11 protein-coding genes and 1 pseudogene are annotated in these 14345 nt (G+C 60.7%); 10 read left to right on the top strand and 2 right to left on the bottom strand.

What is annotated here, in order from left to right; genetic code table 11:
* The 3 genes and pseudogenes from QF629_07420 (at position 1) to QF629_07410 (ending at position 2702) form a co-directional block, all read left to right on the top strand.
* A pseudogene (locus QF629_07420) lies at positions 1 to 116 on the top strand (transposase).
* 948 nt (positions 117 to 1064) lie between these two features.
* Positions 1065 to 1550: a GNAT family N-acetyltransferase gene (locus tag QF629_07415; protein MDP6013357.1), complete on the top strand. Its 486-nt coding sequence runs from the start codon at positions 1065 to 1067 to the stop codon at positions 1548 to 1550.
* Between the two features lie 234 nt (positions 1551 to 1784).
* A complete protein-coding gene (locus QF629_07410; protein MDP6013356.1) occupies positions 1785 to 2702 on the top strand; it encodes a 2-dehydropantoate 2-reductase in 918 nt (305 codons plus the stop codon).
* On the opposite strand, the gene QF629_07405 is transcribed toward QF629_07410, so the two are convergent.
* Positions 2677 to 4455, bottom strand: coding sequence for a class I SAM-dependent methyltransferase (locus tag QF629_07405; protein MDP6013355.1), 1779 nt, complete (start codon positions 4453 to 4455; stop codon positions 2677 to 2679). The genes QF629_07410 and QF629_07405 overlap by 26 nt on opposite strands.
* 452 nt (positions 4456 to 4907) lie before the next feature.
* Here QF629_07405 and QF629_07400 point away from each other — a divergent pair, with 452 nt between their 5' ends.
* The 4 genes from QF629_07400 to QF629_07385 are packed head-to-tail and all read left to right on the top strand — an operon-like array spanning position 4908 to position 10262.
* The gene (locus QF629_07400; protein ID MDP6013354.1) at positions 4908 to 6365 is read left to right on the top strand and encodes an NAD-dependent succinate-semialdehyde dehydrogenase; all 1458 of its coding nucleotides are present in this window, start codon (positions 4908 to 4910) and stop codon (positions 6363 to 6365) included.
* Between the two features lie 8 nt (positions 6366 to 6373).
* Positions 6374 to 7720: a glutathione-disulfide reductase gene (gene gor, locus QF629_07395; GenBank protein ID MDP6013353.1), complete on the top strand. Its 1347-nt coding sequence runs from the start codon at positions 6374 to 6376 to the stop codon at positions 7718 to 7720.
* A gap of 56 nt (positions 7721 to 7776) precedes the next feature.
* A complete protein-coding gene (locus tag QF629_07390) occupies positions 7777 to 9414 on the top strand; it encodes an FAD-binding oxidoreductase (protein MDP6013352.1) in 1638 nt (545 codons plus the stop codon).
* A complete protein-coding gene (locus QF629_07385; protein MDP6013351.1) occupies positions 9411 to 10262 on the top strand; it encodes a sugar phosphate isomerase/epimerase family protein in 852 nt (283 codons plus the stop codon). Before QF629_07390 ends, QF629_07385 begins: the two co-directional genes overlap by 4 nt.
* Here the strand turns inward: QF629_07385 and QF629_07380 are convergent.
* On the bottom strand, positions 10259 to 11524 hold the full coding sequence (locus tag QF629_07380; protein ID MDP6013350.1) for a hypothetical protein: 1266 nt from the start codon (positions 11522 to 11524) through the stop codon (positions 10259 to 10261). The genes QF629_07385 and QF629_07380 overlap by 4 nt on opposite strands.
* Before the next feature lie 128 nt (positions 11525 to 11652).
* Here QF629_07380 and QF629_07375 point away from each other — a divergent pair, with 128 nt between their 5' ends.
* The 3 genes from QF629_07375 (at position 11653) to QF629_07365 (ending at position 14341) form a co-directional block, all read left to right on the top strand.
* Complete coding sequence (locus tag QF629_07375) at positions 11653 to 11814, top strand: hypothetical protein (protein MDP6013349.1); 162 nt, start codon at positions 11653 to 11655, stop codon at positions 11812 to 11814.
* Positions 11815 to 11824: 10 nt separating this feature from the next.
* Positions 11825 to 12679 (top strand): CoA ester lyase, encoded by an 855-nt coding sequence (locus QF629_07370; GenBank protein MDP6013348.1) that lies wholly within the window; start codon positions 11825 to 11827, stop codon positions 12677 to 12679.
* A 285-nt stretch (positions 12680 to 12964) separates the two neighbouring features.
* On the top strand, positions 12965 to 14341 hold the full coding sequence (locus tag QF629_07365; GenBank protein ID MDP6013347.1) for a 3-deoxy-7-phosphoheptulonate synthase class II: 1377 nt from the start codon (positions 12965 to 12967) through the stop codon (positions 14339 to 14341).
* Positions 14342 to 14345 lie beyond the last annotated feature (4 nt).

The raw sequence follows: 14345 nt of genomic DNA, 5'->3' as shown, positions 1-14345 counted from the left end.
AGGAACAGATCATCGCGATTTTGGCTGAGCAGGAGCGTGGCCTGAAGACGGCGGAGGTCTGCCGCGAGCACGGCATCAGCCCGACGACGTTCTACAAATGGAAGGCCAAATATGGCGACCAGCACCATTGCCGCCATGACAGCGGCCGATCCAGTAGCATCGATCGCTCGACCGGACAGGTATGTGCGGCGCGCGCCGGGGTACGCTCTCACAGCGCGAAAAGGTCACTGGCCGGGCTTTTGATCGCCAAATCGGCTCGACGAAGAGGGGAGCTCGCCATGCAGACTGCCGGATCAGGACCGGAATCGCCTTCGACCGTCATATTTGCTAAGCTACAAGCGACCGCAAGTGGTCATCCGGGGAATGTCGGATAAGGAGATTGCTAGTTATTGGAAGGAGGGGGATATGAGAACTAGAGGTAGGGTTTTGAAGATAAATCTTGTTGAGATGATGTATAAGAAGTTGTTATTGAAGAGAAAAGTGGATGGTGAAGGGAATATAATATGAATGTTGAATTGTGTTATCTAGCTATGAGTGCCGCCCTCTGCGTGTTGATGGCATTCCCGTACGTTATTGCAAGAGTAATGAGTTGGGGAATAACGGATTTAGTGGGGTATCCGGAAAATCCGGCACCTGTTCCGGCTTGGTCCGGGCGGCTAAAGAGGGCACACAGCAATATGGTAGAGAATTTAGTACCATTTGCTTGTTTGATTCTGGTAACCCAGGTCGCTTCAATTAGCACACCCATGACTGTCTTTGGAGCCGCACTGTTCTTTTGGTGCAGAACCGCTCACGCATTGTTTTATACGTTGAAAGTACCATGGTTTAGGACTATTGCGCACTCAGGTGGTGTGGTTGCGATGGTATTATTATTTGTTGGCGCTTGCCAGTGAGCATTACTGCATAGGAAACCCAAACATATTTTGATGGTGGATAGCTTTTGTGTTCATCGGTTTCCGCCTTTTAAGGATGCAGTCGCCTGCGGTGGCTGGCGGCAGGGTGATCCTTGGTGGGGGGGCTGATGGACGCTTGCTCACCATAGGCTTGCGGTCGGGGTCGGCGTGGTGTTGCTAAGGTCTCTGCCATCTCTTTCGTCGGCCGAACAAGCCGCGGCGGCAGTCGACATTCGCCAGATCTTCGATGTTACTGCTGGCACCTTGGCGGGTGCCACCTATTACGAGCGATGGACAGGGTACTATCTAAGAATTTGTCGAGAGCTGATTCTGTTGGCTGGCGAAGGGCCGGTCGTCGGTTATCTGATGGGCTGCCATGACAGTATCGTGTTGGCCGACGACATATTCTATATCCGCGCCTTCGCCGATCTCTACGGGATCTACCCGGCGCATTTCCATATCAATGTTGCGCCATGCGCACAGGGGAGGGGTCTTGGTCGCGCCCTGATCAAAGCCTTTCTTACCAAAGCCCCGCGTTGCCACGTTGTCACGGGTGCGAAGGTCGCTAACCGAGCCTTTTACGATAGACTCGGATTCCACGACATTCACTCGCGTCGTGTGGCCGGTCGTGAGTTGGTCTTGTTGGGGCGCGTTTGATCGGAACTTGTGCTATGCCTCGACGCGTATGAGAGTAGCCAGCTAATCGTTGTTTTACCAGAGGGACATCATACTTATTCCCCTCTGGAGTCGATGGCGGTGCACCTGCCAGAACTAGGTATCATATCCCATTAATATCCAGGCTGGGTCCCAGCAATGGAGGTTCTCGCCGCCGTCCGGTCAGCGTAAACTCGTGGCAACGTTGCACTGGTCCGAAAAAGGGAAGGAATCATCATGCACGTAGCGTTTATTGGGGCCGGCGGGGTCGGCGGGTTTGTGGGAGCACGGTTACAGGCCTCGGGGGAACGGGTGACGTTTATCCAGCGCGGGCCACATCTCGCCGCCATGCAGACTTCGGGCTTACGGCTGACGAGCCAGCTCGGAGATGTCGATCTGACTGAGGTCGATGTGCGTCCGGATGCCGATGGTGTCGGGTCAGTGGATGTGGTGTTCGTTTGCGTCAAGAGCGATCAGACAGAGGCCGCGGGTGAGCTTGCCAAGCAAATGCTGGGACCGGACACCGCGGTCATCTCCTTGCAAAACGGAGTCGAGAACGAGGATCGGCTGGCCGCCATCGTCGGGCCCGAGCATGTGCTCGGTGGCGTCATCTACATACTTTCGCTGATCGAGGAGCCCGGACACATCGTCCACTCGACGCCCGGCGCCAAGCTGCAGATTGGTGAGCGCGACGGCAGCGAGTCAACACGCGCCCGCGTGATTACGGAGGCCTGTGCCAAGGCTGGCCTGGATGTCGAGCTGAGCACCGATATTGAGGCGGCATTATGGATTAAGTTTACTGGCCTCTGCGCCCATAACGGTATGACCGCGCTGACGCGCTGCGCCATAGGCCCGATCCGCGAGGATCCGGTCTGCCGCGAGGTGCTGATCCGCTGTGCCCGCGAAGTGCTGACACTTGCCGAGGCGCGTGGCGTAATGCTGCCCGACGATTTTAAGGCCGAGCCCGTGCGGGTGTTCATGAAAGTGCCACCGACCATGACCTCGTCGATGCATTACGACATCACCCACCACAAGCCACTGGAAGTCGATTGGCTCAACGGGGCGGTGGTGCGTCTGGCTGCGCAGGACGAGCTAGATGTGCCGGTCAATCAAACGATCTTCGCAGGCCTCAAGCTGCATGCGGCCGGGAGTTGACGCACCAGAACTGATACATGGCAGCAAAGGTGCGTGGATATGTGGTCTCGAAGGCGTGCCAGGCATCGAGATCACGCGCGGGATCGGCGTCAGGGTGCTCAAGGCGAAAGCGGGCGAGCCGCGCTTCTGGCAGGGCGAAGCCGCGGAAATCTAGGCCCAATTCACCGAGCCAAACCCCGATCTCGGGGATCTTCACCGGCCGCTCGTGGGCATGGAAAAGCAGATCTCGGCAACGGTTGAGGCCGTAAAAATCAGGTGCTGACAGGGTCTGTTTCCAGCGCGTCTGTGCATCCATCATCAGCTCTCGGCGGAACGCGCGAATCGTATCCGCATCGGTGCCTAACCCGCGGTGCGCGATCTCTGCCCGTAGCGTGGCAATCTCCTGGCGAGCGGCGGCGCTGTAGAGACCGATGAGCATGGCGCCATTGGGTTCGAGGCAGTCAACTAGTGCCCGCCAGCCGGCCATCGGGTTCGCCATGTGGTGCAGCACGCCAATGCATTCTATGATGTGGAAGCGGCGGCGGAGACCCGCGGCTTCCAAAATGTCGCCATGAACGAAGCGGATATGGTCGATGCCATAGTCTCGCGCCCGGCGGGCACCATAGGCGAGGCTCGCGCGGCTGAGGTCGAGCGCCGTGATCCGTGCTTCCTTGCCATAGCCTAGCTTCGCCGCAATCGCCTGCTGGCCGGTACCGCAGCCGGCGATCAGGACCTCGGGCCGACGCTGCGGCGTAGTGCCGACAAAGCGCGCCATGTCTTGGAGGAAGGCGCCCGGCCGCGGGCGGGTCAGACGCTGCCAGCGGGGATAGGGGTTGTTCTCGTATTGCGCCGCGACGGCGCTAGATGTGGCATCGGTTAGTACGCCGAGTGAGGGTAATTCGGTCGCCAAGCTGCGCTCGTTCTCAGCCTCGGCGTGAGCTTCGATAAGCATGGCCGCGAGGGTGCGCGGACGAATTTGGGCGCCTGGGGCGGGCAGAGTATAAAGCGCCTGTAGCAGCGGGCTCTTGATTTCCGTGCCGAGTGCCGTGCGCTCTTCGGCATCCGCAAACCAGACATAGTCGCCGGTGCGGGCCTGGCGGGCTACGGCGCAGGCAAGAGCGCGCAGCGCCTTGCGCTCCACCAGAGCGGGGCTGAACAGCAGGACGCGGCGCACCGCAGTCAGCAATAACTCGATATCGGCATCGGCATTGCTGCCTTGTTCGAGACAGGTGAGCAGCAAGGGATCGCTTTGGGCTACCTCATTGTGGTGTGCCAGAAACGCCTCAGCCGCCGCTGACCAGCCTGCGTTGCGCCCGAGCGCAATCGGCGCTGCCAAGGCACCGTGGGACTTCAGCCAGGCGAAGCCCACTCGACCGAGGGGATACGGGTCGATATTCGAGTTGCGTAGGCCCGCGAGTAGGCCGCGACGATCGAGCGTATCGGGTGGCACTGCGCTGTAGTTTACCAATAATATGGCTAGGCGTTGCGCGGCGGCGTCGAGTTTGCGGCCGCGGCCCAGCGCACGGCTGTAGGCGGCGATCGCCTCGGCCGGGCGTTTTGCCGCCTCTAGGGCCAAAGCGTGGGCGAAATGGGCGCGCGGATTTCGCGGCGCCTCTTCGGCCAGGGCAGCAAGCCGCGGCAAGGCATCCGCATCGCCCGCTTCGAGGGCGGCGACGGCTCTGCGACGGCCCGGTCGATGGCGGCTCTGCTGCGCATGCTCATGGCGAGAATGTGCCATGTCTGACAGAAAAAAAGGAGACGGTGGCAAAGTCATCACCTCCAACATGCCGAGGAGTGCTCCGGAAGCCTCTCTTCGGCGGAGCCGGGTGCGGTGCCCCGGGACCCTAGGGGCGTTGGCCCACCTTCGAGCCACCTCAGCCACCTCCAGCACATCTGGGCTGATTGGGGGTCACTGAACTTAGTTGGTAAACCGTCTACGGTTAGGACTTTCTATTGTTCTTGCCACCCTCCCATACTGAACGTGCGCCAATCGAAATCTCTCGCCCTCGTTTCACGTCTCTCCTTGTGTCCATTACAGCCTTTGTCCCGTCGACTGTTGAATTAACTCTTTTTACGCCCGTGTGACTGTTTGCCTGCCACGGAACGGCAACGCCATGTCTTGCCGCAGGCCGTGTGGCGCGTATACTTGGGCGCACGAATTCCGCAAAAACAGGGACGTATTCGCCGGGGCTTCCGCCGACGAGCCCATTTGCCACGGAGATAGACATGCAACTCAATAATCCTAGTCTGTTCCGCAGTCAGTGCTACATCAACGGCGAGTGGGTCGATGCCGACTCGGGAAGCACCTTCGAGGTGAGCAATCCGGCCAACGCTGAGGTGCTGGGCACGGTACCAATGATGGGTGCCAACGAGACGCGCCGGGCCATCGAGGCGGCGGATGCTGCCTGGCCGGCCTGGCGTGCCCTGACCGGGAAGGATCGGGCCCAAATCCTGCGCCGGTGGTACGATCTGATGCATGAGAACCTGGATGACCTCGGCATGATCATGACCCTAGAGCAGGGCAAGCCGCTGGCTGAGGCGAAAGGCGAAATCCACTACGCCTCGTGGTTCGTCGAGTGGTTTGCAGAGGAGGGTAAGCGCGCCTATGGCGAAGTGATTCCTGCAACCCTGCCGGACCGTCGTATAGTCACCACCAAGGAGCCGATCGGTGTCGTCGCGGCGATCACGCCCTGGAACTTTCCCACCGCCATGATTACGCGTAAGGCGGCGCCGGCGCTTGCCGCTGGTTGCCCCATCGTCATTAAGCCTGCCTCCGCCACGCCTTACAGCGCGCTGGCGCTGGCCGAGCTTGCGGAGCGGGCCGGCTTCCCAAAGGGTGTGTTCAATCTGATCACGGGCTCGGCCACTGCCATTGGCAGTGAGCTGACAGGTAATTCGACCGTGCGCAAGATGTCCTTCACCGGCTCGACCGAGATAGGAAAGGTGCTTATGGCCCAGTGCGCTGCCACCATCAAGAAGGTCTCGCTCGAGTTAGGCGGCAACGCACCGCTGATTGTCTTCGATGATGCCGATCTCGATCAGGCCGTGGCGGGGGCCATGGCGTCCAAGTATCGCAATGCCGGGCAGACTTGCGTTTGTGCCAACCGCATCCTGGTGCAGGGCGGCATCTACGAGGAATTCTCCAAGCGTCTCGGCGAAGCTGTAGTCGCGCTCAAGGTGGGCGAGGGCCTAGGCGATGGTGTCACCCAGGGACCGCTGATCGATATGGCGGCGATCGAGAAGGTCGAAGAGCACATCTCCGATGCTGTCGCCAAGGGCGCGGCCGTGACCGCCGGGGGCGCGCGGCACGAACTCGGCGGTCAATTTTTTCAACCGACCGTGCTGACCAATGTGACTGGGGATATGCGCATTGCCAGTGAGGAGACGTTCGGCCCCGTCGCGCCGCTTTTCCGTTTTGACAGCGAGGAAGAGGCGATTGAGATGGCCAACAACACCGAGTTCGGGTTGGCCGCTTATTTCTTCAGCCGCGACATCGGCCGCATCTGGCGTGTCGCCGAGGCGCTCGAATACGGCATGGTCGGGATCAACGAGGGCATCCTCTCGACCGAGGTGGCACCCTTCGGTGGTGTTAAGGAATCTGGTATCGGCCGCGAGGGAGCGCGCGAAGGCATGCTTGAGTTCATGGAAACCAAGTACATGCTGATGGGCGCCATCGATAAGTAGCGTCTTCCTTGGTCTACGATTACAACCTCGTCACCATCGGTGCCGGCTCGGGAGGCGTTGCCGCCTGCCGGCGCGCCGGCACCTATGGCGCGCGTGTTGCCATCTGCGAGGAAGGACGCGTGGGGGGCACTTGTGTGCTGCGCGGTTGTGTGCCGAAGAAGCTGCTGGTCCATGCAGCACATGTGCGCGAGGAGATCGATGACGCCGCGGGCTTCGGCTGGCACATCGCGGAGGCCAAGTTCGACTGGCCAACGCTCATTGCCAACAAGAATACCGAGCTCGATCGCCTCGAAGGCATCTACAATTCAATGCTCGACACTGCCGGGGTCGAGATTTTGGCCGGGCGTGGGAAGCTAATAGATGCTCACACTGTCGAGGTCGGCGAGCGCAAGGTCACGGCCGAGCGCGTCCTGATCGCCACCGGCGGCTGGCCCGAGGTGCCCACCTTTCCTGGCCAGGAGCATGTCATCAGCTCCAATGAAGCGCTCGACCTGCTGGCTTTTCCTGAGCGTATAGTGATCGTGGGCGGCGGCTATATCGCGGTCGAGTTTGCCGGCATCTTCCACCAACTCGGAGCCGAGGTGACTATCCTCATCCGCGCGGATCATCTGCTGCGCGGCTTCGACCATGACCTGCGCCTGCATCTGGAAGAGGAGATGCAGCGCAGTGGCATCACCATCCACGCCAGTTGTAAGGTCACCGAGGTGCGCCGCGCCGGCAATGCTTATGCCGTGGAAACGACCGATGGCGTGATGCTCGATGCCGATGCAGTGTTGTTCGCGACCGGGCGCAAGCCCAATACTGCCGGTATTGGCCTGGCCGAAGCTGGCGTGGTGATGTCGGATAATGGCGCTATCGTGGTCGACGCGAATCTGCAAACGACTTTGGCTGGCGTCTTCGCCATCGGCGACTGCACCGACCGCAATAATCTCACGCCCGTCGCTATTGCCGAGGGTCGGGCGCTGGCCGAGACCTGGTTCAATGGCAATCCCCAGCGCGTCGACTATGCTGATATTGCCACTGCCGTCTTTAGCCAGCCGCCCATCGGCACCGTGGGGCTGCCCGAGGAAGCTGCGGGGCTCGCTTATTCCTCGGTCGACATCTACCGCTCTGCCTTCCGTCCACTCAAGAACACGTTGAGCGGCAATCCCGGACGCACCCTAATGAAGCTGGTGGTGGATCGCGATAGCGACCGGGTGCTCGGCTGCCACCTGATCGGCGCCGACGCGCCCGAAATTGTGCAAGGCATCGCGGTAGCCCTGAAATGCGGCGCGACAAAAGCTCAATTCGACTCCACAATGGCCATCCACCCCACGGCCGCGGAGGAGTTGGTGACGATGTATTTGCCTACTTAGAATTAAGGTATAAAATTAATAAATATTTGTAACTATCGGTAATAATGATATAAACTATGAAAAATAATCTTCGAGAGTTAAGGTTCTGGGGCTGGGGCTATGCTGACGAGACGGTCGCAGAAGACGAGGTCGGCGAGGCCGTGCAGCATGTCTGTGGCAAGCTTGGCATCAAGCTGCCCCCGGCCGCGGCGATTCCGAAGCTTTCCGACATTGTGTTGTCGCCGCCGCGCGTCGCGGTGCCAGGGCCCTTGCAGGATATTTGTAGCGTCCATCCGCGTGATCGAGTCTCGCACACCTATGGTAAGTCATTTGCTGATTATGCGCGCACGCTGCAGCGAAATTTCCGGTCGGCGCCCGATGTTGTTGCCTATCCGGAGACCGAGCAGCAGCTCGTCGATTCCCTTGACTGGGCTACGCAGGCCCGCCTGGCGGTAGTACCTTTTGGGGCCGGCTCTTCGGTGGTCGGTGGCATCGAGCACGGGGACCACGACAGCGCGTGCGGTAGGCTGACCATCGACCTGCGCAAGCTCGACCAGGTGCTGGAGGTTGACAAGACATCGCGGGCGGCACGCATCCAGGCGGGTATTTTCGGCCCGGCCCTCGATGCGGCGCTGAAGCCACACGGGCTGACGTTGCGCCATTTTCCGCAGTCCTACGAGTTCTCGACCCTCGGTGGGTGGATCGCCACCAGATCGGGCGGCCATTACGCTACCCTCTACACCCATATTGATGATTTCGTTGAAAACCTGCGCACAGTGACGCCCTCTGGCACCCTAGAGTCGCGACGCCTGCCGGGCTCAGGCGCTGGTCCCAGTCCCGACCGTTTAATGATAGGCTCGGAAGGTATTCTTGGTGTCATCACTGAGGCCTGGATGCGCCTCCAGGATCGGCCCACTTTTCGTGCCGGCACCGCAGTGCAGTTCGACGATTTCCATAAGGCAGCAGAGGCGGTGCGCTCGATATCCCAGGCCGGGTTATTTCCCAGCAACTGCCGGCTGGTCGATGCCGACGAGGCGGCCATGAGCGGGGCTGGCGACGGCAGCGCGCATCTCGTGGTGTTGGGTTTCGAGTCCGCTGATCACCAAGTTGGACCATGGATGGAGTGTGCCCTCGAATGCGCGCGCGACCATGGCGGCAGGGTGCCAGAGGAGAGCGGAGATGAAGGCCACCGGTCGGGTGCCGCGGGGCGTTGGCGCAACGCGTTTATGCGGATGCCCTATTACCGCGAAGCGATCATATCCCGAGGTATTATCCAGGATACTTTCGAAACCTCAACCACCTGGGATCGCTTCGCCGAGTTCCATGCCAACGTCAAGTCTGCGGCGGAAGACGCCATCCGGCGCGTGACCGGCAATACGGGGCTGGTGACCTGCCGTTTCACCCACACCTATCCGGATGGACCGGCGCCTTATTTTACCTTTCACGCCTTGAGCGACGTGCGCGTGATGCTCGATCAGTGGCGCGAGATAAAGCAGGCGGCGTCGGAGGCCCTGATGGCCAATGGTGGTACCATCACCCATCACCACGCCGTTGGTCGAGATCACCGGCCTTGGTACGACCGCCAGAGACCCGATCTGTTCGCCGACGCTTTGGCAGCTGCCAAGCGGCAGCTCGATCCCCACGGCCTGCTGAATCCGGGCGTGCTGATCGATGCCGATCACTTGGACCGAAGGGCGAAGCGGGTGGAGTTGTGAAATACAGCGTTTGTAGCGGCGTGTTACCCGAGCTCGGCCCCGAGCAGGTTGTCGAGACACTGGCCCGCCACGGCTATGACGGGGTCGAGTGGCGGGTCAACGGCGAATACCATTTTTCCAAGGCAACGATCGACGCTGAGGCACCCCGCATCAAGGCCATGTGCGACGCACGTGGCATCGCCGTCGCAGGCCTCACCACCTTCGTCGAACCCGACGACGACGACGATATCCGCCGCATGATTGCCGGCGCACAAGGCATGGGCTGTCCACGTTTCCGCTTTTTCAGTGGGCGCTACGACAAAAGCCTGGGCTATCGGGCTATTCTTGACGCCACGAAGATCAAGCTCGTGAATGCTCAACGCCTACTTGACGGCAGCGGTGTCAAAGGCCTTATCGAAGTTCATTTCGGCACCATCGCCTGCGGCCCAGCAACGGCGCGCGAGCTTGTCGGCGAGTGCGATCCGGGGCTTATCGGGGTGATCTGGGACCCTGGGAACATGGTAATCGAAGGCAGCATGGATTTGCAGATGAGCGTCGACATCCTGGGTGAATATATCGACCACGTGCACGTCAAGAATACACGCTGGGAGCCACTCGAAGACGGTACTTGGCGCTGGCGCTTTGACGAGTTGGCCGAGGGCACGCTGAACTGGGCCGAGGCCATCGGGGGGCTCGCGCGCATCGGCTATGACGGCTATCTATCGTTCGAGAACCTATACCGGGTGCCGGTGAAGCATCGCGGCTTCATTGGTGAAGACCTCACGATCGGCTCGGATACGATCCGCGACATCGACCAGCGCCTATCACACGAGCTCGCCTACACCCGCCGGCTGGTGGTTGAGGCCTAATACAGCATATCAGCCGGTTTGCCGATGACCTCCAGACGTGGATTACCACTGATCTCATCAAGCATGGGCTCGGAGAGGTGGATGTCAACGAGTTCCAACGTGTTGCGGATGCGCACGATGCGCGCGCGCATCGGGTCGGTATTATGCAAGGTCTTCACTGCGATGCGCACCGCCGCGTCGCCGTCCTTCATGGTTAGGGGAATCTTGGCGCTCTCGAGATAGCTCGAGGTCACAACGTTGGATAAGGTGACGCCGAGATCGGTGCGGTCAAAAAGGCGCTGGGTGATGACGTCGGCGCTGGCAAAGCCGGTGGCGTTGCCCTTGGTGGCATCGTTGAGGTCGAGTAGCACCATCTTGCGGACGCGTGGCTTGTCGAAGCCGGCGGCGCCGCGGGCGTTGCGTCCAGTGACGTTGGGGTCGGCGCCCGAGCCCGAGATGTTCTTGCCGATCTCGTCGACTACGAGCACGTCGATATCATCGACCAGGAGCCGGGCCATCAGCTCCTTCGCTTTTGCCTGCAGGGCCGATTCCCGCTCGAAGAGCACCTCCGGCGTCATCGCCTCGACCACCGCAGTGGTGTCGAAAGCATCCTCGACCAGGCCGATGCCGAAGAGAATCGGCACGTGTCGCATTAACACCTCTGCGGCGTGTGGGATGATCGCGCCGAAATCGTCCATCGAATAGCCGCCGTGAATAGCGCTGGCGCCGGCGATCTTGCCCATGCCAATGATCATCATCTTGAGCACACCGCTCTCGACCGGCCCGCGGTAGCTGGTATGGGGCTTGACCCGATTGATGATGACGACGCCATCGGCGCCGTGGGCGTATTTGTCCATGTGGATGGGGATACCCTGATCAGTTTCGGCGACAACCACGGTCTCCATGGTCGCGCGCACCGGTGCGCCGATCGAACCTTCTTCTATGCCGTATCCTGCCAACAGGCTCGCCTGGGCCTCGGCATTGCCGCCGCCGTGGCTCCCCATAGCGGGAAACACGAAGGGCTTGGCGCGGCGAGCCTTGAGCTCTGCGATGATGGTCTTGACGGCTATATCGATATTGGCGACTCCGCGGCTACCAACACCGACAGCGATGCTCGCCCCGGGCCGTATTGTGGCGGCAATCTCAGGCCGGGAGAGTTGCGCGCTGACCGCAGCTGCGACATCAGCGATGGTATGCCGCTCGAAGTGCTGACGCACTGGCACCATGCGGGGCAGGGTAAAGTCGATGCCACCGGGGATATTGATCCTGGCGTTGGATAGCATGCACGGTCTCCTCAAGGCGCGCCGGCGGCGTATATAACATGTCGGTGGGCGTCAGTTGATGGTAACCCTCGGCTATATTAATGTTTGCCGCTTATACGCCCAGCCGGGCGCCAGAGGGGAGACAGTGAGTGGAGCGCTTTTCTTTCAGCCTGTGGCGGATTTTCCGCGTCGACGCGCACTATCGACTGTTGCCGAGATGGATGGTGCTGGGGGCCGTCTCTGTGTTTGCTTTCTTCGTCGCCGCCGCGGATATCAACCAGTTTCCCAAGAAGCTGTTCCGCGGGATCTGAGGTCCGCACTATGGATTCCACTCGCATTCGGCCGCGGCGTAGCCTGATCTTCGCCCCCGGCAATAAGCCTGAGATGTTTCCCAAGGCGCTCAAAACTGACGCCGATATCGTCACTGTCGATCTCGAAGACGCGGTGGCGCCAAATTACAAGGACGATGCGCGCGCCAAAACCATGGCGCTGTTCGAAAGCGCCCAGCCCGATGACGGCGTGGAGTGCGTCGTGCGGATCAATTGCCTGCGTACGCCGGAGGGCTTGCGCGATGTGCTGGCGATCCTTAACAGCGAGACACCGCCGCCGGCGCTGATGCTGACCAAGGTCAAGACGCCCGATGAAGTGCGCCTGCTCGACGAGCTGCTGACTGGCTCACATGGGCATATCCGCTTCCATGTCATCATCGAGACCAACGATGGGCTCGATGCGGCATACGAGATAGCGCGTGCCTCGCCACGTATCGACTCGTTGCTCTTCGGTGCCGTCGACATGGCGGCGGAGCTGCGTACGGAAGTTAACTGGGAGACGCTGCTGTACACGCGCTCACGTCTCGTTCATGCGGCCGCTGGTGCAGATGTCGACCTGATCGATGTGCCTTTTCTCGATCTCGAGGACCAGGCCGGTCTTGAGGCCGAGGCGAAGGCCTGCGCGGCGCTCGGCTTCACCGGTAAGGCCGCGATCCATCCCAAGCAAATCCCCGTCGTCAACGCGGTGTTCAGCCCAAGTGCCGAAGATCTTGATAGGGCGCGGCGCATCATCGACGCCTTCGAGACAGGCAACAGCGGCCTCGTCGTGATAGACGGAAAGCTGATTGAGAAACCGGTCTTGCGTTCGATGCACCGCATGGTCGCCATCGCCGAGCGCATCGCATGAGGTTCTAGCCCATGGCAACGGACTTCCGAACTGATCGACAGGTGAGGCAAAGCTCGACTTGTTTCGGTGATAATACGAAGTCCGGCTAGTGCCACATTCTGGACAAGTGCTGCGGGCATGACATTTGGCTGCAACGGGGGATGTACAGCCTGAGTACTTGGCGCTAAGGCTGGCGTAGCGTCGATTGAGATCGGCCAAGCGTGCTCCGGGCTACGAAACCCTTGGCCTTGGTACATTCCCGGGTGTATACGCCCCATTCCACAACTTGTCTCGATGGAGGATGACATGTCGGGACCCTGGTCACCCGCGAGCTGGCGCGACTACGAGATACGGCAACAGCCGGTCTACAAGGACGACGCTGCCAAGGCTGCGGCGGAGGCCAAGCTTGCCAAGTCACCGCCGTTGGTATTTGCCGGCGAAGCGCGTGAACTCGAGGCGCGGCTTGGCGAGGTGGCGGAAGGCCGGGCCTTTTTGCTGCAGGGTGGCGATTGCGCAGAGGCCTTTGCCGAGTTTCACCCAGATCATATCCGCGACACCTTCCGGGTGTTGCTGCAAATGGCGGTGGTGCTGACCTTTGGCGCTGCGCTTCCTGTGGTCAAGGTCGGGCGCATGGCCGGTCAGTTCGCTAAGCCACGCTCGACGCCGACCGAGACCCAAGACGGCGTTGAGCTGCCGAGCTATCGCGGCGATATCATTAATGGCATCGATTTTGAGGCCGGCGCGCGCGAGCCCGATCCCGAACGCATGATCCAGGCCTATGCCCAGGCCGCCGCCAGCCTTAACCTGCTGCGTGCGCTGGCCCAGGGCGGCTATGCCGATCTGCACCAAGTGCACCGCTGGAACCTCGGCTTCGTTGCCGACAGCGCCCAGGCCGAGCGTTACCGTGATCTTGCCGAGCGCATCAGCGAAAGTCTGTCCTTCATGGAAGCCTGTGGCATCAATGCTGAGAAGGTGCCACAGATCCAGCAGACCAGTGTCTTTACCAGTCACGAGGCGTTGCTGCTCGGATACGAGCAGGCCCTGACGCGTATCGATAGCACCACGGGCGAGTGGTACGATTGCTCCGCCCACATGCTCTGGATAGGCGATCGCACGCGCGATCCCGACCATGCTCATGTCGCCTTTCTCAAAGGCGTCGGTAATCCGGTCGGTATTAAGGTAGGCCCGACCAGTGATTCCGATACGGTGATACGGCTGATCGAAGCGCTCAATCCGGACAACCGTCGGGGCCGCCTGACCCTGATCTCGCGCATGGGGTCGGACAAGGTACAGGAGCTGCTGTCGCCTATGCTGCGGCGGGTGAAAAGCGAGGGTCGCTCCGTGGTCTGGTCATGCGATCCCATGCATGCCAACACCATCAAGTCGTCGTCGGGCCACAAGACGCGCCCCTTCGATCGGGTGCTGGCCGAAGTCAAGGGTTTCTTCGCCGCCCACGATGCCGAGGGCACCTATGCGGGCGGCGTCCATTTTGAGATGACCGGGCGTGACGTGACCGAATGTATAGGTGGTGCCCAGGCGATTAGCGACGAGGATCTGTCCGACCGCTACCACACTCACTGCGACCCGCGTCTCAATGCCTCGCAGAGCCTGGAGTTGGCTTTTCTGATCGCCGAGGCGCTGAAAGGGCGGCGGCTCGACAAAGCCGCCGAAGCGGCGGAGTAGGGCG

The organism is Alphaproteobacteria bacterium (assembly GCA_030739735.1).
GTDB lineage: Bacteria > Pseudomonadota > Alphaproteobacteria > UBA7887 > UBA7887 > UBA7887.
Note: the sequence above shows the minus strand (reverse complement) of the source record. Positions and strands in the feature narration are given on the sequence as shown.

What these genes read in the sequence shown, in the direction of transcription:
- QF629_07410 (MDP6013356.1), top strand. Translation starts at nt 1,785, where the DNA reads ATGCACGTAGCGTTTATTGGGGCCGGCGGGGTCGGCGGGTTTGTGGGA.
- QF629_07405 (MDP6013355.1), bottom strand. Translation starts at nt 4,455, where the DNA reads ATGACTTTGCCACCGTCTCCTTTTTTTCTGTCAGACATGGCACATTCT.
- QF629_07400 (MDP6013354.1), top strand. Translation starts at nt 4,908, where the DNA reads ATGCAACTCAATAATCCTAGTCTGTTCCGCAGTCAGTGCTACATCAAC.
- QF629_07390 (MDP6013352.1), top strand. Translation starts at nt 7,777, where the DNA reads ATGAAAAATAATCTTCGAGAGTTAAGGTTCTGGGGCTGGGGCTATGCT.
- QF629_07380 (MDP6013350.1), bottom strand. Translation starts at nt 11,524, where the DNA reads ATGCTATCCAACGCCAGGATCAATATCCCCGGTGGCATCGACTTTACC.
- QF629_07370 (MDP6013348.1), top strand. Translation starts at nt 11,825, where the DNA reads ATGGATTCCACTCGCATTCGGCCGCGGCGTAGCCTGATCTTCGCCCCC.
- QF629_07365 (MDP6013347.1), top strand. Translation starts at nt 12,965, where the DNA reads ATGTCGGGACCCTGGTCACCCGCGAGCTGGCGCGACTACGAGATACGG.